Below are 22,771 nucleotides of genomic sequence, written 5' to 3'. Positions count from 1 at the left end.
TTCTTAGCCCCGATCCAGATCCAGACCAAGCCCCAACTGCCGTGACAGGCACGGCCAGCGCTTCCAGGCGGCTTCGGTGTCGGGGCTGTTCAGGCGGTCGCGATAGGCTTCCACTGACTCCAGCTCGAAGCTTTCTTCATCAAGCAACTGATCGACCGCATGGTGCACCGCTTCATCCAGCTGGTTGGCGAACGATTCACCAATCAACTGGTGAGCAATGACGCTGGCCACCACGGTGTTCGAAGGGATCAGCGGGCGGGCGAAATGCTTGATGTACAGGTCATTCACTTCCTCAACCAGCCGATGCGCCAGATAAGCCTCATCCAACAGGCTGTCGAGCCCCTCATGTCCGTCCATGATCGCGGGAGGCGTCGTAAAGAAGTGCTCGGCGATTTTCAACACAGGTTTGACCTGCCCTTCGATGCCGGCTTCAACCGCGACCTGATGGGCGGCGTCCAGCAAATCCGGCACCAGATCAATGTAGGCGGTGACGAAGCGCGTCAGCACGCCGCGTGCATCAACTTCCGGTAAATGGATGGCTGGGTGCAGGTGCGGTAACTGGGTTTCGAGTTGACGCAATAATTGGCCAGTCTCGGCCTCGTGCTGGTGGGCACGTTGGATCTGCTCGCGCAAAGCGGCGGTGTTCATGAACGCTCCTGAAGGCGGAAAAACCAGGTACGGAAAGGGGGAGACCATACGTTAGCCTGCTTAAGCGAAAGGCTAAGACGTATTTGTCATAACAAATTCACATATATGTGCATTGGCTATTAAAAACGCCATTTGCGCCATTGTTGCCTCTTTATTTGTCGAGGCTGCGCATCTGTGTAGACCATTTTCCGGATTTTGCCAGTGCGTTGCACGCATCCGGTGCCTGTCTATACTCGGTTCTGACGGAAGTTGGCTGATGGTCGCTTGTGCGGCTCGGTGTAACTGAAGTGGCAGCCCACTCCCCAACCGCAGGTCTTGACCTACGGAAATAAGAACAATGGGGAAGCTCGCAATGAGGCGACATCCACGCGTCTGGATGTTGCTCCTGTTGTGTTCGGTATTCGATCAGGCACACGGTGCCTGGACAACGAATATGGCGCCTGGAGCAACACAGGTCAGTCATGCGGTATTTGATCTGCACATGATCATTTTCTGGATCTGTGTGGTGATCGGCGTCGTGGTGTTCGGCGCGATGTTCTGGTCCATGATCGTTCACCGGCGCTCTACCGGCCAGGTGGCTGCGCACTTTCACGAACACACCACCGTAGAAATCATCTGGACCCTCGTGCCTTTGCTGATTCTGGTGGTGATGGCTATTCCTGCGACCAAAACCCTCATCGAAATGTACGACAACACTGAGTCGGATCTGGATATCCAGATCACTGGCTATCAGTGGAAGTGGCATTACAAATATCTGGGCCAGGACGTCGAATTCTTCAGCAATCTGGCGACTACCACCGAGCAGATTCACAACCGCGATGAGAAAGGCGAGCACTACCTGCTGGAGGTGGACCAGCCGCTGGTAGTCCCGGTTGGGCAGAAAATCCGTTTTCTGGTGACCGGTGCTGACGTCATCCATTCCTGGTGGGTACCAGCCTTTGCGGTCAAGCGTGACGCTATTCCAGGCTTCGTCAATGAGGCCTGGACCCGCATCGACAAGCCTGGAATTTACCGTGGGCAATGCACGGAGTTATGCGGCAAGGACCATGGCTTCATGCCGATTGTGGTTGAAGCCCGGAGCAAGGCTGATTACGACACCTGGCTGGCCGGCCGCAAAGAAGAGAGCGCCAGGCTCAAAGAGCTGACCAGCAAGGAGTGGACCCTGGAAGAACTGGTTGCGCGGGGCGACAAGGTTTATCACACCACCTGCGTGGCCTGTCACCAGCCTGAAGGCCAAGGCCTGCCGCCGCTGTTCCCGGCGCTCAAGGGCTCGAAAATCGCCACCGGCCCCAAAGAAGCGCACCTCAATATCGTGTTCAAAGGCAAAGCCGGGACCGCAATGGCGGCGTTCGGCAAGCAGCTATCGGAAGTCGATATCGCGGCGGTGATCACCTACGAGCGCCATGCCTGGGGCAACAACACCAACGACATGGTTACGCCCAAGGATGTGCTGGCGCTGAAAGAGGCGCAGAAATGAACAATCAACACAAATGCTGTAGGAGCGCACGAGTAACGCGAGGCCGCGATAGCGATCTGCCTGACACACCGCCATCGCGGCCTCGCGTTGCTCGTGCGCTCCTACAGAGAAGATGTGTCAGCATCTCTGGAGATAAACCATGAGCACCGTCATCGACGAGCATGGTGTAGCGGATCATGGCGCTGCACACGGTCCCGCCAAAGGCCTGATGCGTTGGCTGCTCACCACTAACCACAAGGACATCGGCACGCTGTACCTGTGGTTCAGCTTCACAATGTTTCTGCTGGGCGGCTCCTTTGCGATGGTGATCCGTGCCGAGCTGTTTCAGCCGGGCCTGCAAATCGTCGAGCCGGCGTTTTTTAATCAGATGACCACCATGCACGGCCTGATTATGGTCTTTGGTGCGGTGATGCCCGCTTTTGTCGGGCTGGCCAACTGGATGATCCCGTTGATGATCGGCGCGCCGGACATGGCCTTGCCGCGCATGAACAACTTCAGTTTCTGGCTGCTGCCTGCCGCATTCGGCCTATTGATTTCAACCCTGCTCACCCCTGGTGGCGGTCCCAATTTCGGCTGGACGTTCTACGCGCCTTTGTCCACGACCTACGCCCCCGAAAGCGTCACGTTTTTTATCTTCGCCATCCACATGATGGGTATCAGCTCGATCATGGGGGCTATCAACGTGGTCGCGACTATCCTCAATCTACGCGCGCCGGGCATGACCCTGATGAAAATGCCCTTGTTCGTGTGGACCTGGCTGATCACCGCGTTCCTGCTGATAGCAGTAATGCCGGTGCTGGCAGGTTGCGTGACGATGATGCTGATGGACATCCACTTTGGTACCAGCTTCTTCAATGCTGCGGGCGGCGGCGATCCGGTGCTGTTCCAGCATGTGTTCTGGTTCTTCGGCCACCCGGAGGTCTACATCATGATCCTTCCGGCGTTCGGCGCGGTCAGTTCAATCATTCCGGCTTTTTCCCGCAAGCCGCTGTTTGGCTACACCTCAATGGTCTACGCAACGGCGAGCATCGCCTTCCTGTCGTTCATGGTTTGGGCGCACCACATGTTTGTCGTGGGCATCCCATTGGTGGGCGAGTTGTTCTTCATGTACGCGACTATGCTCATCGCAGTGCCGACCGGTGTGAAGGTGTTCAATTGGGTCAGCACCATGTGGCAAGGCTCGCTGACGTTCGAAACACCGATGCTATTTGCTGTGGCGTTTGTGATTCTGTTCAGCATTGGTGGTTTTTCCGGATTGATGCTGGCCATCGCTCCCGCCGACTTTCAGTATCAGGACACTTATTTCGTGGTCGCGCATTTCCATTACGTGTTGGTGCCCGGTGCGATCTTTGGCATTTTCGCCTCGGCTTACTACTGGCTGCCCAAGTGGACGGGGCACATGTACGACGAAACTCTGGGCAAGCTACATTTCTGGCTATCCTTTGTTGGCATGAATATGGCGTTCTTCCCTATGCACTTCGTTGGCCTGGCGGGCATGCCGCGACGTGTGCCGGACTACAACCTGCAATTTGCCGACTTCAATATGGTGTCATCGATAGGTGCATTTACCTTTGGCGCGACGCAGATCTTCTTCCTGTTCATCGTGATCAAGACTATTCGCGGCGGTGCACCGGCACCGGCAAAACCCTGGGACGGCGCCGAAGGCCTGGAGTGGAGCATCCCCTCGCCTGCGCCCTACCACACCTTCACCACGCCGCCGGAGGTGAAATGAAGATGCGTGCCTTGATGCTGACCCTGTGGGAGCCGGGCTTGCCCGCGATAAACGATAACGCGGTGAGCCTGCGAAATGTGGCATCTGCATCGCGGGCAAGCCCGGCTCCCACAGGGCCGCATTCCAAGTCGAGGGTGCGTTGGCATGAATGAAGCTCGCTCTCAGAAAAAGCTGATAACTCGTCTCCTGCTGGTCGTCGTTGTGATGTTCGCCTTCGGCTTTGCACTGGTGCCGCTTTACGACGTGATGTGCAAAGCCTTCGGTATCAATGGCAAGACGGGTGATGCCTACCAGGGGTCGCAAATGGTGGATGAGAGCCGGCAGGTGCGTGTGCAGTTTCTGTCGACCAATGCTGTGGACATGGTCTGGGGTTTCTATCCCAAGGCTGATCAACTGGAAGTGCATCCCGGTGCCGTCAACGAGATGTTGTTTGTTGCCCAGAACCCGACGGACCGGCCCATGACTGCTCAGGCGGTGCCGAGCATTTCACCGGGTTCAGCGGCGGTGTACTTCCATAAGACCGAATGCTTCTGCTTCACCCAGCAAGTGCTGCAGCCGGGCGAGCGCATCGAAATGCCGGTGCGTTTCATTGTCGACCGCGACCTGCCCAAGGACGTGAAACACCTGACGCTGGGTTACACCCTGTTCAACGTTACCGCCAGCAAACCGCCCGCTGCGAAAAGCGGGGGTTAGCGAGGAGAGCCTGATGGCCACTCACGAGCAGTACTACGTTCCGGCACAAAGCAAATGGCCGATTATCGCCACCGTCGGGCTGTTGGTGACGATGTACGGCCTTGGCACCTGGTTCAATGATCTTAAAGCCGCACGTCCGGACTCCCATGGGCCATGGATCCTCATCGTGGGCGGTTTGTTAGTGGCGTACATGCTGTTCGGCTGGTTCGGCACGGTGATCAAAGAGAGTCGCGCCGGGCTGTACAGCGCGCAAATGGATCGCTCTTTTCGCTGGGGCATGAGCTGGTTCATCTTTTCTGAGGTGATGTTCTTCATCGCGTTCTTCGGCGCGCTGTTTTACATCCGCTACTGGTCCGGGCCCTGGCTGGGCGGCGAAGGCTCGAAAGGTATCGCGAATATGCTGTGGCCGAACTTCCAGTACACCTGGCCTATGCTGGATACGCCGGACCCGAAACTTTATCCCGCGCCCAAAGGCGTCATCGACCCGTGGAAGTTGCCGCTGATCAACACGATTCTGCTGGTCAGCTCCAGTGTGACCATCACCCTTGCTCACCACGCCTTGAAACGCGGTCATCGTGGCGCGTTGAAGATATGGATGGCGATCACGGTTTTGCTGGGTCTGAGTTTCTTGACGCTACAGGTTGAGGAATACGTTCACGCCTTTAAGGAACTGGGCCTGACGCTGGGCTCCGGCATCTATGGTGCGACCTTTTTCATGCTCACGGGCTTTCATGGCGCCCACGTGACCATCGGTACGATCATCCTGTTCGTGATGCTGATGCGCATCCTGCGTGGGCACTTCGATGTGCAGCACCAATTCGGTTTTGAAGCTGCTAGCTGGTATTGGCATTTTGTGGACGTGGTGTGGGTCGGGTTGTTTGTATTTGTTTACGTGGTTTAGATCTGGAGTTTTATTAAACCTGTGGGAGCCACTGAATTGGAATACATCTCTGTAGGAGCTGCCGCAGGCTGCGAAGCATTCATCCTGACACGCCGCGATCGCAGCCTTCGGCAGCTCCTACAAGTCCTGTCTTTGCGGCGTAACAGTGCGGTCTCTCTAACAGGGCCGTTTCAAACCAACTGGCCGCTATAAAACCCCCACGCGATCAGCGCCAGAGTCACCACCGCCAGGCTCTCGCGCAGGGTCAGGGCTTTGAGCAGACGGGTTGAATGACCGCCGTCTCTGGCTAGAAAAAACAGGCCACTGAACAGGCAGATCACCGTGGCGAACAGCATGAGCACAATCGCTATTTTGAGCATGACAACTCCAGGAGCAACGGCGATGCAATGGAGTATAGGTGGGGCTCGATCCGTCTGGCGGGGCAGGTGATGAAGCACTTCACTCCCGGTGTGTTGCCTACGTTGGTGGTCATGATCTTGCTACCGGTGCTGGTAACTCTCGGTTTCTGGCAGCTTGGTCGAGGTGAAGAAAAGCGCGTCATGCTTGCCACTCATGCCGAGCGCAGGGCTGAGGCCCCTGTTGCAGTTGATCAGATATTGAACAGCGCCGACCTGGCTTATCGTCGCGTGCAGGTGCGCGGGCATTTCGATCCGCAGCATAGCCTGCTGCTGGATAACAGCATCCGCGAGGGGAAAGCCGGTGTGGAATTGATCCAGCCGTTTCAGGATGAGGCCAGTGGTATCTGGGTCTGGGTGAATCGCGGCTGGTTGCCGTGGCCAGACCGGCGCGTGCCACCGCTTTACACCACCCCGCTGCAAACGATCAGCTTGCTGAGCCGGGTTTACGTGGTGCCTGCCACCTTCCAGTTACGCGCAGACGCTGCCAGCGCCTCTTGGCCACGCCTGATTACGGCCGTGCAGCCTGACATGCTATGGGCGGAGTTGGGGCGCGAGGGTTTCCGTCAGGAGCTGCGCATCGAGTCAGGGCCGGGTGCTTACCGGGTTGATTGGCCGGTCGTCGCGATGAGTCCGGCAAAACATCTGGGCTACGCCGTGCAGTGGTTCGCCATGGCGACGGCGCTGGTCGGGCTTTATCTGTATCTCGGTTGGCATCAGGCAAAAAACAACAAGAAAAGACCGGAGGACCCTCATGGGAATAACCATCAATCCAGTCGGCACGTCTGAACAGCGGCCGCCGCCGAACCGGCGCAGGGGGCGGTTGCAGTTGCTATTGGTGCTGCTGGTTGCCATCGGCCCCATGATCCTGGCCACCAGCATGTATCGGTTCAAGTTCTGGGTGCCGGACAATCGCAGCTTTCATGGCGAATTGATCGGCACTGGTCAAAGTCGCGCTGATCTGGGTATTCAGGTCAAAGAGTCGCGTTGGCAGCTGTTGGTCAGCGCACCAGCAAGCTGCGGCGTCGATTGCCAGCAACTGGTGTATCTGGCGCGGCAAATCCAGATCGGCCTGGGGCGTGATGCCTCTCGTGCCAGTCACGCGCTGGCCAGCGCACAACCGCTGAGTGCTGATTACGACGCAAAACTGAGCCGGGAATATCCACAGCTGCAGCGCTATCCGCTGGAGCTTGCGCAGTATCAAAAGGCTGCGCCCGGCATTGAAGTGCCTCAATTATGGATCGTCGATCCTCATGGCAATCTCGTGTTGCGCTACGGCGCTGATGTTAACGGTAAGGATTTGCTCAAGGACCTGCGGCAACTGCTGAAGCTATCGAACATCGGCTAGGAGGTCGCTATGACCAGGCCCGGATTTCGTCTTGCTCTGCTTGCCACGCTGCTGGCGCTGTTCGTGGTTTTATTGGGCGCTTATACCCGTCTGACCCATGCGGGGCTTGGTTGCCCGGATTGGCCAGGCTGCTATGGATTCATCAGCGTGCCGGGCAACGATCTGCAACTGGCCCACGCAGAGCTGCACTTTCCCGGCGCGCCAGTGCATGCCGCCAAGGGCTGGAGCGAGATGCTTCATCGCTACTTCGCGGGAGGGCTGGCGCTACTGATCATGCTATTAGCCGCTCAGGCCTGGCGGCGCCGATCGCAACAGGGGCGACCGCTGAAGCTGCCTTTGTTGCTGCTAGGCGTGGTGTTTACACAGGCCACATTCGGCATGTGGACCGTCACCCTCAAGCTTTGGCCGCAAGTGGTGACGGCGCACTTGCTGGGCGGGGTAGCGACACTGAGCCTGTTGTTTCTGCTGACGCTACGTCTGAGTGGTGCCTTCGTTGTAAGGTCGCCGTTGCCCACAAGGCTTCAGCGTCTGGCTGCCATCGGCCTGTTTCTGGTTGCAGTGCAGATCGCGCTGGGTGGCTGGGTCAGTGCCAACTATGCCGCGTTGGCCTGTACCGATGTGCCGACCTGTCAGGGCCAATGGTGGCCTGATGCAGACTTCACCAATGGCTTTCATCTGACCCAACACATCGGGCCCAATTATCTGGGCGGCAAGCTCGACAGTGAGGCGCGTACTGCGATTCACCTGACTCATCGTGTCGGCGCTTTGCTGGTCACGCTGTCGCTGCTGAGTCTGGCCTGGCAACTGAAAAAGTCAGGGCTCGCAGGCATGGCGATGCTGTTGGTGACGGTGCTCTCGGCGCAGATAGGCCTCGGGATCAGCAATGTACTGTTTCATCTGCCGCTGATGACCGCCATGGCCCATAGCGCCTGTGGTGCGGGGTTGATGGTGAGTTTGGTGATGATCAATTATCGGGTGCGAGCGCGGGTCGTTCAAAGAGCCCCTGTGCGGAGTCTTTCCCGGATATGTGAAATCCGTAGAAGTGGCTTTAGCCGCGAGGGCAGTATGACTGACGCATCAGATGGGTTGAATGTACCGACGCCCTCCCGGCTAAAACCGGTCCTACGATTTCACATCGTTATGCGCCGTTTGATGAGAGCTGCCGAGGGTGTGTTTGGAAACAAAACGTGAGATGTGCTGTACCGTGACCTCAACCACATGCTGCAATCAGCGTGTTCAAAACTACTATTGTTGACCCTATGACTCGAACTCAGAAAACCGTTTTCATCCTGGTTGCCATCGTCGCTTTGATCCTTGGCCTGACCGTCAATCGCGTGTTGTCGGGCAAAGGCTCTGGCGACCAGACGGCGTTGATCGATGCTGGGATCATTCTGCTGCCGCAAAGCCGCAAGTTGCCGGACTTGACGATGACCAATCAGGACGGCCAGCCGGTGCAGATCAACGAATTCAAGGACAAGTGGACGCTGCTGTTTTTCGGCTACACCTATTGCCCGGACATCTGCCCGACCACGCTTGCCCAATTACGCCAGATCAAGAGCGAGCTGCCCGAAGAGGCATTGAGCAAATTACGGGTGGTGTTGGTCAGCGTTGATCCCAACCGCGACACGCCGCAGCAGCTCAAGCAGTATCTGGGCTATTTCGATAAGGATTTCGTGGGTTTGACGGGAGCCGTGCCGGACATTCAAAAGCTGGCCAACGGGGTGAGCATTCCGTTTATTCCCGCCGACACCAGCAAACCGGGTTACACGGTAGATCACAGCGGCAACCTTGCGTTGCTCGGGCCTGATGGTCATCAGCGTGGTTTTATCAGGGCGCCGTTCAACAATCAGAAGCTGCTGGCGCAGTTGCCGGGGTTGTTGGAGCGGGAGTGAGACGCGGCTAACGAGTGAACTGTAGGAGCTGCCGAAGGCTGCGATGGCGGTGTGTCAGCACTGAATGCTTCGCAGCCTTCGGCAGCTCCTACAGAGAATACATTCCCTTCCGAGGATGAATTCGCTGTAGGAGAGCGGGATCAGCTTAGAAAGCCGGAACCACAGCGCCTTTGTACTTCTCGGCGATGAACGCTTTTACTTCCGGGCTTTGCAGCGCAGCGACCAGCTTTTTGATGGCGTCCGAATCCTTGTTGTCCGGGCGGGCTACCAGAATGTTGGCGTAAGGCGACTCGGCACCTTCGATGATCAGCGCGTCTTTGGTGGGATCAAGCTTGGCAGTCAACGCGTAGTTGGTGTTGATCAGCGCCAGGTCAACCTGAGTCAGCACACGTGGCAGGGTTGCAGCTTCCAGCTCGCGGAACTTCAGGTTTTTCGGGTTCTGCAGCACGTCACTCGGCTTGGCGAGGATGCTGGTTGGATCTTTCAGAGTGATCAGACCCGCTTTGGCCAGCAACAGGAAAGCGCGGCCTTCGTTGGTGGCATCGTTAGGCAGCGCAACGTTGGCACCGTCTGGCAGGTCGGCCAGGGTCTTGAACTTGTCCGAGTAAGCCCCGAACGGTTCTACGTGAACCTTGGCGACGCTGACCAGATCAGTACCTTTGCCCTTGTTGAACTCATCCAGATACGGCTGGTGCTGGAAGAAGTTGGCATCCAGACGCTTCTGAGCAACCTGTACATTGGGCTGCACGTAGTCATTGAAGACCTTGATCTGCAGGTCTACGCCTTCTTTGGCCAGGGTCGGCTTCACGAACTCGAGCAGCTCGGCGTGAGGCACGGCGCTGGCCGCAACGGTGAGGGTTTCATCGGCATGCGCGGACAATGCGGCAACGGCGGCAAATACGGCCAACAGCTTCTTCATACATCAACTCCTTTGAGGGCCCGCCATCGTGACGGGCCTTTGCCGACGAAATCGGCCAATAACTTAGCGGTGGGAAAAGTGCGCGACCAGTTTGTCGCCGATGGTTTGCAGGATTTGCACCAGCACCAGCAGCAATACGACCGTCACGAACATCACATCGTTCTGGAAACGCTGGTAACCGTAGCGAATCGCCAGATCACCCAGCCCACCTGCGCCAACAGCGCCCGCCATGGCGGTGAACGACACCAGCGCAATGGCCGTAACGGTAATGGCAGCGAGGATGCCGGGGCGTGCTTCAGGCAGCAGCGCCTTGACGATGATCTGCCGGGTGGTGGCACCCATCGCCTGAGTCGCCTCGATAATGCCGCGATCCACTTCACGCAGCGCGGTTTCTACCAGGCGAGCGAAGAATGGAGTTGCGCCTGCGATCAGCGGCGGCAAGGTGCCGAGAATACCCAGCGTAGTGCCGGTGATGATCTCGGTCACCGGCATCATCACGATCAGCAAGATGATGAAGGGCAAGGCCCGCAGCAAGTTGACGATGACTGCCAGAACTGAATACAGGCCTTTGTTTTCGAGCAACTGGCGTGGTGAGGTGAGGAACAGGATTACGCCCAGCGGCAAGCCCAGCAACACGGTGAAGCCCAGAGACACGACCAGCATGTTCAGGGTATCAAGCGTGGCGACCCAGATTTCCGCCCAGTCGACGTTGGGGAATAAAGTCAGTAGAGCGTCCATTAGCGCAGCACCTCCATATGAACATCCGCGGCGGTGAAGCGAGCGAAGGCGGCGTCCATGTCGCCGCCAGTGATAGCCAGGGTCAGTTGCCCGTAAGGCGTGTCTTTGATGCGATCAATGCGTCCGGCCAGGATGCTGTAATCCACGCCGGTCTCCCGCGCTACGGTACCGAGCAGCGGTGCGTAAGTCGCCTCACCCTGGAAGGTCAGGCGGACGATGCGGCCTTCAACGTGTGCGAAGTCATCGCGCTGTTCGTTTTCGTCGATTTGCTCGTGTTCCTGAACAAAGCGTTTGGTCGTCGGGTGCTGTGGATGCAGGAATACATCAGCGACCTTGCCTTGCTCGACGATTACGCCGGCATCCATGACGGCGACGTGGTCGCAGACACGGCGGATCACGTCCATTTCATGGGTGATCAGAACGATGGTCAGCTTCAGCTCACGATTGATCTCGGCCAGCAGTTGCAGGACCGACGCAGTGGTTTGCGGGTCCAGGGCGCTGGTCGCTTCATCGCAGAGCAGAATCTTTGGCTTGGTGGCCAGGGCGCGGGCAATGCCGACACGCTGCTTTTGCCCACCGGACAGCTGCGAAGGGTATTTCTTCGCGTGGTCGGACAAGCCAACCCGGGCGAGCAGTTCCGCTACGCGCTGATCGATCTCTGCGCGGGACATATCACCGGCCAGGGTCAGCGGCATGGCGACGTTGTCGGCCACGGTCTTGGAAGACAGCAGGTTGAAGTGCTGGAAGATCATCCCGACCTGCTGACGGAAGCGCCGCAAGCCATTGGCGTCAAGGGCGGTGACGTCGTCTTCGTCGACAACGATCTGCCCGCCGCTCGGGGTTTCCAGGCGGTTGATCAGGCGCAGCAGGGTACTTTTGCCAGCCCCTGAATGGCCGATCAGGCCGAATACCTGGCCGTCTTCGACGCGCAGGCTGGTGGGGTGCAGGGCCGGAATTTCCTTGCCTGCCACCCGGTAGGTTTTATGGACGTTATGGAACTCGATCACTTAGCGAACCTTGTGGGGGCGCGTTAAAAATTCAGCGCAGCGGCAGGACGCGCACCGGCTGATTCGCACCGGCTGGATAGGCCGGGCGCGCATTTTAGCCTGTCCGCTGGATGGTATTTAGCATTTATTTCATAACAGACCTGCTGAAATGGAATAAGGCGATGGATGGTTTGAAATGGGCTTCTGTAGGAGCTGCCGAAGGCTGCGATAGCGGTACATCAGGAAAAAAGTCTCGCAGCCTTCGGCAGCTCCTACAATTGTGTGCTCCGCTATAGTGCGGGGCCGGTGATCTGTTACCACCCGCCAGATCTTCAGAAAAAACACGGAACGCCTGTTTTTCTTCTCAGTCACTTTCTTAGCGCCGTGACTTCCCTGAGGCCCTTACCAGGGAATTCTGCTTAATAAGCCCCATGCCGTTCCTGGCTAAAGGGCAGCCTGTTACTGAGGAGTTTTTGTCTGATGGCTACGAAGAAACCAACGAATGCACCCGATGGATCTAAAAGCGAACTAGCAGGAACCGACACTCTGGATCGCGGCAACACCAACGCCAAGCTGGAAAGCCTGGAGCAGTTTCGCTCTGATCCTACCCAGCAAGCGCTGCGCACCAACCATGGTGTCAAAGTCTCCGACAATCAGAACAGCTTGAAGGCCGGTGACCGCGGCCCGTCACTGCTCGAAGACTTCATCATGCGTGAAAAAATCACGCACTTTGACCACGAGCGTATCCCGGAGCGCATCGTTCACGCGCGCGGCACGGCGGCTCATGGTTATTTCCAGACTTACGAAGACCACGCCGAACTGACCAAGGCGGGCTTCTTGCGTGATCCCGGCAAGAAAACCCCGGTGTTTGTGCGCTTCTCCACCGTGCAAGGTCCGCGTGGCTCAGGCGATACCGTCCGCGACGTGCGTGGCTTCTCGGTGAAGTTCTACACCGATGAAGGTAATTACGACCTGGTCGGCAACAACATGCCGGTGTTCTTCATCCAGGATGCGATCAAATTTCCGGATTTCGTTCACGCGGTGAAACCTGAGCCGCATAACGAAATTCCTACCGGTGGCTCGGCGCACGACACGTTCTGGGACTTTGTCTCGCTGGTGCCTGAGTCGGCTCACATGGTGCTGTGGACCATGTCCGACCGTGCTATTCCTAAAAGCCTGCGCACCATGCAAGGCTTTGGCGTACACACGTTCCGCATGATCAACACTGAAGGCAAATCGACCTTCGTGAAATTTCACTGGAAGCCCAAGTTTGGCGTGTGCTCACTGGTGTGGGACGAAGCGCAGAAGCTGGCCGGTAAAGATACCGACTTCCACCGCCGCGACCTGTGGGAATCCATCGAAACCGGTGACTACCCTGAGTGGGAACTGGGCGTGCAGATTGTGGCGGAAGAAGACGAGCACAAGTTCGACTTCGATATTCTCGATCCGACCAAGATTATCCCTGAAGAGCTGGTGCCGGTGACGCCGCTGGGCAAGATGGTGCTTAACCGCAACCCGGATAACTTCTTCGCGGAAACCGAGCAGGTCGCGTTCTGCCCTGGTCATGTCGTGCCGGGTATCGACTTCTCCAATGATCCGCTGCTGCAAGGTCGTCTGTTTTCCTACACCGACACGCAAATCAGCCGTCTGGGTGGGCCTAACTTCCACGAGATCCCGATAAACCGTCCTGTGGCGCCTAATCACAACGGTCAGCGCGACGCTCAGCACCGCACGACTATCGACAAAGGCCGTGCTTCGTACGAGCCGAACTCGATTGATGGCGGCTGGCCGAAGGAAACCCCTGCTGGCCCGGTGGATGGCGGCTTCGAGAGCTATCCCGAGCGTATCGAGGCGCACAAGGTTCGTCAGCGCAGCGAGTCGTTCTCCGATCATTTCTCGCAAGCGACGCTGTTCTTCAACAGCATGAGCCATGCCGAGAAAGAGCACATCATCGCGGCTTACAGCTTCGAGTTGGGCAAAGTGGATCGTGAACACATCCGTGCACGTCAGGTGAATGAGATTCTGGCCAATATCGATCTGGAGCTGGCTGGCCGTGTTGCCGCCAACCTGGGTCTGCCTGCGCCAACCGCACCGACCGTGCCAGCCAAACAGCAATCGCTCAAAGAGTCGCCTCTGCTCAGTCAGATGAACCTGCTCGCCGGGGACATCGTGTCGCGCAAAGTAGCGATCCTGGTTGCCAATGGTGTGGACGACAAGGCTGTAGCGGCCATGAAAGCGGCGCTGGAAGCTGAAGGCGCCCACGCCAAGGTGCTCGGCCCGACCTCCGCGCCAGTGAAAACGGCTAGCGGTGCGAGTCTGCCGGTTGATGCATCCATGGAAGGTTTACCGTCAGTAGCGTTTGACGCGGTATTCATTCCGGGGGGCGCTGCTTCGGTGAAAGCATTGAGCGGCGACGGTGTCGCGCTGCACTACGTGCTCGAAGCGTACAAACACCTGAAGGCAATTTCTGTGAGCGGTGAGGCCAAGCAGATCATTGATCTGTTGCATCTGGACAAGGATGCCGGACTGCTGGAAGTGTCTGATAGTAGCTCATTCAAGGCTTTCTTCGCTGCGATAGCCCAGCACCGGGTATGGGATCGTGAGCCGAAGGCTAAAGCGATTCCTGCTTGATACGAAAAGGCGCCATGGATGGCGCCTTGTTTTACCTGTAGGAGCTGCCGAAGGCTGCGAACCGGTTTATCTGATACATCGCCTTCGCAGCCTTCGGCAGCTCCTACAACTCCTACAGACTATTGCTGTGCTGGCTTCAGAACCACTGTCGCCTTCTCATTGCGCTCGATCTTGCGACGCAGTTCCAGCTCGAAATCCGGATTGATCTTATTCACCCGTTTGGTCAGCAATGTGGCCAGCCATGGGTAGTCATCCGTGCGTGGGACTTGCAGCAGCACGACGCAATTGAATGCGACGGTATCGGCTGCGATGGCATCCAGTTGTCGACGTAGTTGCGCCATATCGCCGATCTTCAACTCGATGGTGGTGCTTTCTGCCGATGGATCGATCAACTTGGCAACACGCTTCGCTTCAGCTGCCTTCAATTCTGCTTCGGCTTTGTCCAGCTCGGCTTTACGGGCATGGGCGATGGCGCCATTGACGCCACTGGTCAATGCCGGAGCCTTGGGCATCAGGGCTCGGGCGCGGCTCAGAGCCGTCGCGGCGGCGTTGACGTCACCCTTTTGCAGGCCAATCTGGCTGCGGCTCAAATAGGCCTCAGCCAGGCGACGCTGGAACGGCTCAAGACGAATATCTGTCGGCGCTGCTGCTTGCAGCTTTGCCAACTGATCTTCGGCGGTGGCCAGTTCATTGGTGGTAATGCTCTGCTCAAGCTGGGCGAAACCGTCTGGCTCGGTCGCGGGCACAGGCGTGTCTACCGTTGGCGCGCTTTGACAGGCAGCCAACAGGACGGAAAATGCGGCAAGCAGCAGATAACGGGATGCGAACGGCTTCATTCCTGCGATTCTCTAATTGCGCAAAAAACGAGCAAGTCTACACCGCTCGTTTGGGTAGGACAAAACTCAGCAGAAACAAAGCCGCTGCTGAAACCACAATTGATGGCCCTGCCGGGGTGTCCTTGAACCAGGACATCGACAGCCCAAGGCACACAGCTACTACGCCCAGCACGCTCGCACCCAGTGCCATTTGCTCCGGCGAGCGGGCGTGACGCTGTGCCGCAGCTGCTGGAATGATAAGCAGCGAAGTAATTAACAAAACCCCGACGATTTTCATTGCTACAGCGATCACGACAGCGATCAACAGCATCAGCGCCATGCGCAGGCCCGCGACCGGCAGACCTTCAACCTTTGCCAGCTCTTCATGCACCGTGATTGCCAGCAGCGGACGCCAGAGCACTACCAGTAACCCTAGCACTGCCAGCGAGCCGCCGAGTATCCAGACAAGATCATTGGCGCTGATCGCCAACAAGTCCCCGAACAGATAAGCCATCAGGTCGATGCGCACGTCATGCATGAAACTCAGCACCACCAGCCCGAGGGACAAAGTGCTGGGTGCGAGTATCCCGAGCAGAGTGTCCGACGCCAACGGCTGACGTTGCTGCAACGTAACCAATAGAATCGCCAACAGCAGGCAGCCGACTGTCACTGCAATCGTCGGGCTGACATCCAGCAGAAACCCCAGCGCCACACCCAGCAAAGCCGCGTGGGAAAGGGTGTCGCCAAAATAGGCCATGCGTCGCCAGACCACGAACGAGCCCAGAGGGCCGGCAACCAACGCCAAAGCCAGGCCAGCAAGCAAGGCGTAAAGAAGAAAATCAGCCATGCTTGCAGCTGTCTCCGTGAACGTGTGTGTGGGTGGAGCCGACCGAATCGGCGGCGTCCTCGACGACTTCGCCATGCAGATCATGAGCGTGGTCGTGATGGTGGTGATAAATCGCCAGGCTTTGTGCGTTCTTGCCGAACAGCTCAACAAACGCAGGGTCGTGACTGACCTGTTCCGGGTGGCCGGAGCAGCAGACGTGGCGATTGAGGCATACCACTTGATCCGTTGTGCTCATCACCAGGTGCAGATCGTGAGAGACCATCAACACGCCGCAACCATGGCGATCGCGCAGGCGGGTGATCAAGCTATACAGCTCAGCCTGCCCCGCTACATCGACGCCCTGCACAGGCTCATCCAGGACCAGCAGTTCCGGTTCGCGCAACAGGGCGCGAGCCAGCAGAACGCGCTGCATTTCACCGCCGGAAATACCTTGTAGCGGACTGTCGATGACTTTCTCTGCACCCACTTCAACCAGGGCTGCCAGCGCCCCCGCACGATCTACACCGGGAACCAGACGCAGGAAACGCAACACGGACAGCGGTAGCGTCGGGTCAACATGGAGCTTTTGCGGCATGTAGCCAACACGTAGCTTCGGTTTGCGCCACACGCTGCCGGAATCCGGCTTGAGCAAGCCAAGCACTGCGCGCACCAGCGTTGTCTTACCTGCGCCGTTGGGGCCGATCAGGGTGACGATTTCCCCAGGCTTGACGCTCAGGTGAATGTTTTCCAGCACGTTCTGCCCGGAAAGGGCGACGCCGACGCGCTCAAGTTTGATCAACGCGTTGCTCATCAGGCCGCCTTGCAGCCGGAACATACCCCGATGATTTCCACGGTCTGGCCTTCGACGGCGAAACCGACTTCGGCGGCGGCGCCTGTGACGGCGTCACTGATGGTCGGGCTTTGCAGCTCGATGGCGGCGTGGCATTCACGGCAAATCAGGAACTGGCCCTGATGCGCGTGAGTCGGGTGGTTACAGCCAGTGAAGGCGTTCAGCGAAGCAATGCGGTGTACCAGGCCGTTTTCCAGGAGGAAATCCAGGGCCCGGTAAACAGTAGGCGGTGCGGCGCGGCGGCCGTCTTCTTCGCTGAGTACGGCGAGGATGTCATAGGCACCCAACGGTTTATGGCTTTGCCAGACCAGTTCCAGTACGCGACGGCGCAAAGCGGTCAGGCGCAAGCCTTTCTGGGCGCACAGCACATCGGCTTCGGAGAGCGCGGTATGCACGCAATGGGAGTGGTCGTGAGGGCGACTGGCCAACGGTGTAATAGGCATGGGCGGCGACGATATTTGCTAGAGACGTTATTATGTTACCCGTTCCCGCCTTCAATGAGTGGCCCACGTGCATCGTCTTTTTGCTCTTTTTATCGTTTTAACCGCCAGTTTGCTGATAATTTCCCCGGTTCAGGCCGAAGTCCGGGTCCTTACCAGCATCAAGCCCCTGCAGTTGATTGCGGCGGCTGTGCAGGACGGCGTCGGTACACCAGAGGTGCTTTTGCCTCCGGGCGCCTCGCCTCACCACTATGCTTTGCGACCATCCGACGTACGGCGCGTGCAGCAATCCGATTTGCTCTACTGGATCGGTCCGGACATGGAAGGCTTCCTGCCACGTGTCCTGAAAAGCCGGACGTTGCCGGTCGTGGCCGTGCAATCGCTGCCGGGACTGAAGCTGCGTCACTTCGGTGCGGACAGCGCGTCTCACGAAGAAGGCGATGAAGACGGCCACGACGAGCATGATCATGACCATCGTCCTGGAAGTCTGGACGCGCACTTGTGGCTGTCGTCAGTAAACGCCCGGGTGATTGCGGCAAAAATGGCGAGTGATTTAAGTGCTGCCGATCCTGCCAACGCTGTGCGGTATACGAGTAATGCCAAGGCATTCAATACGCGTCTTGATGCGCTTGATGCGCGCCTCAAGAGCCGGGTAGCCGGCATCGCGGGCAAGCCGTACTTCGTGTTTCACGAGGCTTTTGATTACTTCGAAGACGCTTACGGCCTCAAGCATGCGGGCGTGTTCAGCGTTGCTGCCGAGGTACAGCCGGGCGCTCAGCACGTTGCGGCGATGCGTGCACGGCTGACGGAAGTGGGCAAGACCTGCGTGTTCAGCGAGCCGCCATTGCGTCCGCGTCTTGCCGAAACCCTGACGGCCGGGCTGCCTGCAAAACTGGCTGAGCTGGATGCGCTGGGCGGTGAGACCCCGGCGAACGCGACGGGGTATGAGCAACTGCTGAACAAGCTGGGCGATGATCTTGTGGGGTGCCTGGAGAGTCTGTAACTGACTTGTAGTGGCTCGTCTGGTAGGAGGCAACTTGTTGGCGAGAAGGCTTGAAGCGGCGACTCAGTCTGTCGCCTCGCGAACAAGTTCGCTCCTACCGACGGCGGCTGCGTGGCCTACCATCGCGAGCAGGTCCACCCTCATCAAATAGAGTTCACGTCGCTGAATAAATACGACTTTTATGTGGGAGCGGTGCTTGCCCGCGATAAGAGCACCGCGGTGTATCCTTCAGATCGCGTCGTCTTTATCGCGGGCAAGCGCGCTCCTACAGATCCCCGTTACAACGCAAACGGCAGCGGCAGGTGCGTTTCCTGCCGTTGTTCCAGGCGCTTCTGGAATTCCATCGGGTCATGGATCAGTACGTCCTGGCCTGCGTTGGACTCCGCAGCAATCAGCCGTGACAGCCAGAAACGCACGCACCCAACGCGCAGCATGGTTGGCCACAATTCGGCCTCGGCAGCGGTGAACGGGCGCAGTGCTGCGTAAGCGCCCAGCAGGGCTCGACCGCGTGGTGCGTCGATCTTGCCCTCTTCGTCCGAACACCAATCGTTCAGCGCGATAGCCAGGTCATAAAGCATTGGCCCGGAGCAGGCGTTGTAAAAGTCAATCAGCCCGGTCAGGTGCGTGCCTTCGAACAGCGCGTTGTCGCGGAACAGATCGGCATGCAGGTTCGCCCGGGGCAATGCCATGATCTTCGGCTTCAGGCGCTCGATTTCCTCCAGCGCCGCTTTGAGCAATGCACTCGGCGCAGCATCCAGATGAGAAATCAGCGTTGCGCCTTCTGCCAGCATCCAGTCCAGGCCGCGATCGGTCTTGCGCTCCAACACTTTGTCGCGTGTTGCCAGATGCAGATGACCCAGTAGCTCGCCGATCTGCACGCAGTGCTGATTATTCGGGTCGCTGATGTGTTTGCCCGGCAGGCGTGGCTGCAGTAGCGCCGGTTTACCCGCCAGCTCGCGCAATGCGCTGCCGTCCGTGGTGCGCAGCGCATATGGTACGGGTAAATCAGCGTCGTGCAGGGTGTCCAGCAGCTCGATGAAGAACGGCATTTCCTGAACCGGACCGCGCTCCACCAGCGTCAGCACGAACTCACCCTGCTCCAGGCTAATGAAGTAGTTGGTGTTTTCGCTTCCAGCGGCAATGCCTTGAAAGTCACGTAGATGGCCTAGCCCGTAAGGGGCGAGGAATGTTTCCAGCTCGGGCCGAGCCAGGGGGGTAAATACGGACATATCAGGGCTGCCAGCAAAAAGGGTGAATGTGAGACCTTACCACTCGAATATTTTCCACGACGGAATCAGCATATCCGGTTGGTCTGAACGAATAAAATTGGCGTCTGTACCATCGGCGCGCACCAGGAAGTAAGGCTTGCCGCCTTTTGGGGTGATTTTGACGGCATACAGGAAGCCATTCTGGCGGTACTCCTGAATCGTCTTGTCCCCTTCGGTGCGGATTGTAACCTCCGGGTCTCCTGACGGTGCGTCATCGGCAGCAACAGCAATCAGCGGGCAGAGTGCAAACAGGCCAGCCAGCAACAGGCGATTTGTTGTGCGCATGATAACCTTGTCCCTTTGTCGTCAATGGTCCTCGCATTCTAGCGCCGACCCCGCCGAAAAGGTTGATTCTGCTCATGAGCCAAGCTCCCCTCGTCCTGGTGGACGGTTCTTCTTACCTGTACCGCGCTTTTCACGCGCTGCCGCCACTCGCCACGTCCAAAGGTTTGCCTACCGGAGCCGTGAAGGGCGTGTTGAATATGCTCAAAAGCCTGCGTCGGCAATATCCGGACAGCCCGTTTGCGGTGGTGTTCGACGCCAAGGGCGGCACGTTCCGTGATGACCTGTATGCCGAATACAAGGCCAATCGCCCGAGCATGCCGGACGATTTGCGTGTGCAGATCGACCTGTTGCATGCCTGCGTAAAAGGCTTGGGTTACCCGCTGCTGTGCGTGGACGGGGTCGAAGCCGATGACGTGATTGGCACCTTGGCGCGCAGCAGCGCGGCGGCGGACCGACCGGTCATCATTTCCACCGGCGACAAGGACATGGCGCAGTTGGTCGACGGGCACATCACGCTGGTCAACACCATGACCGGCAGCGTGCAGGACGTGGCAGGCGTGAAAGAGAAGTTCGGCGTCGGCCCTGAGCACATCATCGATTATCTGGCACTGATGGGCGACAAGGTCGATAACATTCCAGGCGTGCCGGGTGTTGGCGAAAAGACTGCCGTGGGCTTGCTGGTGGGCGTGGGCGGTGGTCTGAAAGAACTGTACGAAAACCTCGAAATGGTCGCGACGCTGCCGATCCGTGGCGCGAAAACCCTGGCTGCCAAGCTCGAAGAGCACCGGGCGATGGCGTTCCTGTCGTACGAGTTGGCGACGATCAAGATCGACGTCCCGCTGGACATCGAACTGGATCAACTGCACTGCACCGAGCCTGATCGTGAAGCGTTGCTTGAGCTGTATGCCGAACTGGAATTCAAGAGCTGGATTGAAGACCTGCACCGCGACGCCAAGCGTGTCGGTCTGGAAATCGCCATCGAAGAAGCCCCGGCCCCGGCAGAGTCCCGCTACGAAACCATCCTTGAGCAAGATCAGCTCGATACCTGGCTGAAGAAGCTCAGCGATGCGAAGCTGGTGGCGTTCGTGACCCAGAGCAATGGGCTGGACGCCCAGCGTGCGCAGCTCGTGGGGTTGTCATTTGCCGTGCAGACTCACGAAGCCGCTTACATCCCGCTGACTCACTCCTACATGGGCGTGCCGCAGCAACTGGACCGTGATCACGTACTCAAGCAGCTCAAGCCGCTGCTGGAAGACCCGAGCAAAATCAAAGTCGGTCAGCACGCCAAGTTCGATATCAATATCCTCGCTAACTGCGCCATTGATGGCGATCAGAGTCAGGGCATTGAAGTTCAGGGGTTGCTGTACGACACCATGCTTGAATCCTATGTGCTGGATTCCACGGCGACGCGTCACGATCGCGAAAGCCTTGCGCTGAAATACTTGGGGCATGCCGCCGGGAATATCCAGGACATCGCTGGCAAAGGCGTGAAACAGCTGACGTTCGACCAGATTTCTCTGGAACTGGCCGCGCAGTACGCTGCTCAAGAAGCTGACATAACGCTGCGCTTGCACGAAGCGCTTCAGGCGAAGCTCGCTGCAATCCCAAGCCTGGCCCCGGTGCTCAACGAAATTGAAATGCCGCTGGTGCCCGTGTTGGCTGGTATCGAACGCCAGGGTGCGCTGGTGGACGCCAAGCTGCTGGGCATTCAAAGCGTCGAGCTGGGCGACAAGATGGTTGCCCTTGAACGCGAGGCGTTCGAGATTGCCGGTGAAGAATTCAATCTGGGTTCGCCGAAGCAGTTGGGCGTGATCCTGTATGAAAAACTCGGCATGCCGATCCTGAGCAAAACTGCCAAAGGGCAGGCCTCGACTGCCGAAGCGGTGCTCGCTGAACTGGCCGAGCAAGGGTTCCCGCTGCCCAAGGTGTTGATGCAGTACCGCTCGATGAGCAAGCTCAAGAGCACTTACACTGACCGCCTGCCAGAGCAGATCAACCCACGTACTGGTCGCATTCACACCTCCTATCACCAGGCAGTAGCGGTGACAGGTCGTTTGTCCTCAAGCGACCCGAATCTGCAGAACATCCCGATCCGTACCGCTGAAGGGCGGCGTATCCGTCAGGCGTTTGTCGCGCCCAAGGGCTACAAGCTGCTGGCGGCGGACTACTCGCAGATCGAACTGCGCATCATGGCCCATCTGGCCAAGGATGAAGGTCTGTTGCACGCCTTCCGTAATGACCTGGACGTGCACCGGGCAACGGCTGCGGAAGTCTTCGGTGTCGAGCTTGAAAACGTCACCACCGACATGCGCCGCAGCGCCAAGGCAATCAACTTCGGCCTGATCTACGGCATGAGCGCATTTGGTCTGGCCAAGCAGATCGGTGTTGATCGCAAGCAGTCTCAGGCCTATGTGGACCGCTATTTCGCCCGCTACCCAGGTGTGCTCGATTACATGGAGCGCACCCGTACGCAGGCAGCCGAGCAAGGCTTCGTTGAAACCATCTTCGGCCGTCGTCTGTATCTGCCGGACATCAACGCCAAGAATCAGGCCTTGCGCAAAGGCGCAGAGCGCATGGCGATCAACGCGCCGATGCAGGGCACGGCGGCAGACATCATCAAGAAGGCCATGGTGGCGGTAAATGGCTGGCTGGAAGAATCGAAGCTGGACGCAAGGGTCATCCTGCAGGTGCACGATGAACTGGTGCTGGAGGTTCGCGAAGATCTGGTCGAGCAGATCAGCGAGCAGATTCGTCCGTACATGAGCGGCGCAGCGCAGCTGGATGTGCCGCTGCTGGTCGAAGTCGGTGTGGGCGATAACTGGGACGAGGCGCACTGATCGGGGCGCTGAGTCGATCCAAATCCTGTTGGAGCGAGGCTTGCTGTGCCTGCCAGACCGAGGCGCCTGCATCGCGAGCAAGCTCGG

At 58.1% G+C, this 22,771-nt stretch carries 22 protein-coding genes; 11 read left to right on the top strand and 11 right to left on the bottom strand.

Features of this window, described 5'->3' with window-relative positions; translation table 11 throughout:
* Positions 1-3: 3 nt before the first annotated feature.
* The gene (locus AUC61_RS04305) at positions 4-648 is read right to left on the bottom strand and encodes a hypothetical protein (RefSeq protein WP_122667250.1); all 645 of its coding nucleotides are present in this window, start codon (positions 646-648) and stop codon (positions 4-6) included.
* Between the two features lie 352 nt (positions 649-1,000).
* Here AUC61_RS04305 and coxB point away from each other — a divergent pair, with 352 nt between their 5' ends.
* From coxB to AUC61_RS04285, 4 genes are all read left to right on the top strand, one after another.
* On the top strand, positions 1,001-2,125 hold the full coding sequence (gene coxB / locus AUC61_RS04300; protein ID WP_243244607.1) for a cytochrome c oxidase subunit II: 1,125 nt from the start codon (positions 1,001-1,003) through the stop codon (positions 2,123-2,125).
* Between the two features lie 139 nt (positions 2,126-2,264).
* On the top strand, positions 2,265-3,857 hold the full coding sequence (gene ctaD / locus AUC61_RS04295) for a cytochrome c oxidase subunit I (RefSeq protein ID WP_243244606.1): 1,593 nt from the start codon (positions 2,265-2,267) through the stop codon (positions 3,855-3,857).
* A gap of 144 nt (positions 3,858-4,001) precedes the next feature.
* Entirely contained in the window at positions 4,002-4,550 is a 549-nt protein-coding gene (locus tag AUC61_RS04290; RefSeq protein ID WP_243244605.1) for a cytochrome c oxidase assembly protein, read from the top strand.
* A 13-nt stretch (positions 4,551-4,563) separates the two neighbouring features.
* Complete coding sequence (locus AUC61_RS04285; protein WP_243244603.1) at positions 4,564-5,451, top strand: cytochrome c oxidase subunit 3; 888 nt, start codon at positions 4,564-4,566, stop codon at positions 5,449-5,451.
* Between the two features lie 170 nt (positions 5,452-5,621).
* Here AUC61_RS04285 and AUC61_RS04280 read toward each other — a convergent pair whose 3' ends face one another.
* The gene (locus AUC61_RS04280) at positions 5,622-5,810 is read right to left on the bottom strand and encodes a twin transmembrane helix small protein (RefSeq protein ID WP_243244602.1); all 189 of its coding nucleotides are present in this window, start codon (positions 5,808-5,810) and stop codon (positions 5,622-5,624) included.
* Between the two features lie 69 nt (positions 5,811-5,879).
* On the opposite strand from AUC61_RS04280, the gene AUC61_RS04275 reads away from it, so the two are divergent.
* The 4 genes from AUC61_RS04275 to AUC61_RS04260 all read left to right on the top strand — a co-directional run bounded on the left by AUC61_RS04275 (position 5,880) and on the right by AUC61_RS04260 (position 9,086).
* Entirely contained in the window at positions 5,880-6,635 is a 756-nt protein-coding gene (locus AUC61_RS04275) for an SURF1 family protein (RefSeq protein WP_243244787.1), read from the top strand.
* Positions 6,601-7,194, top strand: coding sequence for a hypothetical protein (locus AUC61_RS04270; protein ID WP_243244601.1), 594 nt, complete (start codon positions 6,601-6,603; stop codon positions 7,192-7,194). The genes AUC61_RS04275 and AUC61_RS04270 overlap by 35 nt, the downstream gene beginning before the upstream one ends.
* A gap of 9 nt (positions 7,195-7,203) precedes the next feature.
* On the top strand, positions 7,204-8,385 hold the full coding sequence (locus AUC61_RS04265) for a COX15/CtaA family protein (protein ID WP_243244600.1): 1,182 nt from the start codon (positions 7,204-7,206) through the stop codon (positions 8,383-8,385).
* Between the two features lie 68 nt (positions 8,386-8,453).
* Positions 8,454-9,086, top strand: coding sequence for an SCO family protein (locus tag AUC61_RS04260; RefSeq protein ID WP_243244599.1), 633 nt, complete (start codon positions 8,454-8,456; stop codon positions 9,084-9,086).
* A gap of 145 nt (positions 9,087-9,231) precedes the next feature.
* Here the strand turns inward: AUC61_RS04260 and AUC61_RS04255 are convergent, their stop codons facing one another.
* The 3 genes from AUC61_RS04255 to AUC61_RS04245 all read right to left on the bottom strand — a co-directional run bounded on the left by AUC61_RS04255 (position 9,232) and on the right by AUC61_RS04245 (position 11,750).
* Positions 9,232-10,005 carry a MetQ/NlpA family ABC transporter substrate-binding protein gene (locus AUC61_RS04255; RefSeq protein WP_243244598.1) on the bottom strand — a complete coding sequence of 258 codons (774 nt, stop codon included), beginning with the start codon at positions 10,003-10,005 and terminating at the stop codon, positions 9,232-9,234.
* Positions 10,006-10,068: 63 nt separating this feature from the next.
* Positions 10,069-10,743, bottom strand: coding sequence for a methionine ABC transporter permease (locus AUC61_RS04250; RefSeq protein WP_095093190.1), 675 nt, complete (start codon positions 10,741-10,743; stop codon positions 10,069-10,071).
* Positions 10,743-11,750, bottom strand: coding sequence for a methionine ABC transporter ATP-binding protein (locus AUC61_RS04245; protein ID WP_122667263.1), 1,008 nt, complete (start codon positions 11,748-11,750; stop codon positions 10,743-10,745). Before AUC61_RS04245 ends, AUC61_RS04250 begins: the two co-directional genes overlap by 1 nt.
* A 459-nt stretch (positions 11,751-12,209) precedes the next feature.
* Between AUC61_RS04245 and katE the strand changes: the two genes are divergently transcribed.
* On the top strand, positions 12,210-14,360 hold the full coding sequence (gene katE, locus AUC61_RS04240; protein ID WP_243244597.1) for a catalase HPII: 2,151 nt from the start codon (positions 12,210-12,212) through the stop codon (positions 14,358-14,360).
* Positions 14,361-14,479: 119 nt separating this feature from the next.
* Here the strand turns inward: katE and AUC61_RS04235 are convergent, their stop codons facing one another.
* The 4 genes from AUC61_RS04235 to AUC61_RS04220 are packed head-to-tail and all read right to left on the bottom strand — an operon-like array spanning position 14,480 to position 17,294.
* Positions 14,480-15,196, bottom strand: coding sequence for a PA5502 family lipoprotein (locus AUC61_RS04235; RefSeq protein WP_243244596.1), 717 nt, complete (start codon positions 15,194-15,196; stop codon positions 14,480-14,482).
* Positions 15,197-15,233: 37 nt separating this feature from the next.
* A complete protein-coding gene (gene znuB, locus AUC61_RS04230; RefSeq protein ID WP_122667267.1) occupies positions 15,234-16,022 on the bottom strand; it encodes a zinc ABC transporter permease subunit ZnuB in 789 nt (262 codons plus the stop codon).
* Positions 16,015-16,812, bottom strand: a complete 798-nt coding sequence (znuC, locus tag AUC61_RS04225; protein WP_243244595.1) for a zinc ABC transporter ATP-binding protein ZnuC — start codon at positions 16,810-16,812, stop codon at positions 16,015-16,017. Before znuC ends, znuB begins: the two co-directional genes overlap by 8 nt.
* A complete protein-coding gene (locus AUC61_RS04220) occupies positions 16,812-17,294 on the bottom strand; it encodes a Fur family transcriptional regulator (protein ID WP_243244594.1) in 483 nt (160 codons plus the stop codon). The genes znuC and AUC61_RS04220 overlap by 1 nt, the downstream gene beginning before the upstream one ends.
* Before the next feature lie 67 nt (positions 17,295-17,361).
* Here AUC61_RS04220 and AUC61_RS04215 point away from each other — a divergent pair, with 67 nt between their 5' ends.
* Positions 17,362-18,294, top strand: a complete 933-nt coding sequence (locus AUC61_RS04215; protein WP_422764970.1) for a zinc ABC transporter substrate-binding protein — start codon at positions 17,362-17,364, stop codon at positions 18,292-18,294.
* Positions 18,295-18,572: 278 nt separating this feature from the next.
* Here the strand turns inward: AUC61_RS04215 and AUC61_RS04210 are convergent, their stop codons facing one another.
* Positions 18,573-19,523 carry a homoserine kinase gene (locus tag AUC61_RS04210; RefSeq protein ID WP_243244592.1) on the bottom strand — a complete coding sequence of 317 codons (951 nt, stop codon included), beginning with the start codon at positions 19,521-19,523 and terminating at the stop codon, positions 18,573-18,575.
* Positions 19,524-19,559: 36 nt separating this feature from the next.
* Positions 19,560-19,847, bottom strand: coding sequence for a DUF2782 domain-containing protein (locus AUC61_RS04205; RefSeq protein ID WP_122667271.1), 288 nt, complete (start codon positions 19,845-19,847; stop codon positions 19,560-19,562).
* Between the two features lie 74 nt (positions 19,848-19,921).
* Between AUC61_RS04205 and polA the strand changes: the two genes are divergently transcribed.
* On the top strand, positions 19,922-22,684 hold the full coding sequence (gene polA / locus AUC61_RS04200; RefSeq protein ID WP_243244591.1) for a DNA polymerase I: 2,763 nt from the start codon (positions 19,922-19,924) through the stop codon (positions 22,682-22,684).
* The last annotated feature ends 87 nt before the right edge of the window (positions 22,685-22,771 follow it).

It is taken from the genome of Pseudomonas maioricensis, assembly GCF_022790535.1.
GTDB lineage: Bacteria > Pseudomonadota > Gammaproteobacteria > Pseudomonadales > Pseudomonadaceae > Aquipseudomonas > Aquipseudomonas maioricensis.
The sequence above is the reverse complement of the archived record's forward strand: the minus strand, read 5'-3'. Positions and strand labels throughout refer to the sequence as shown.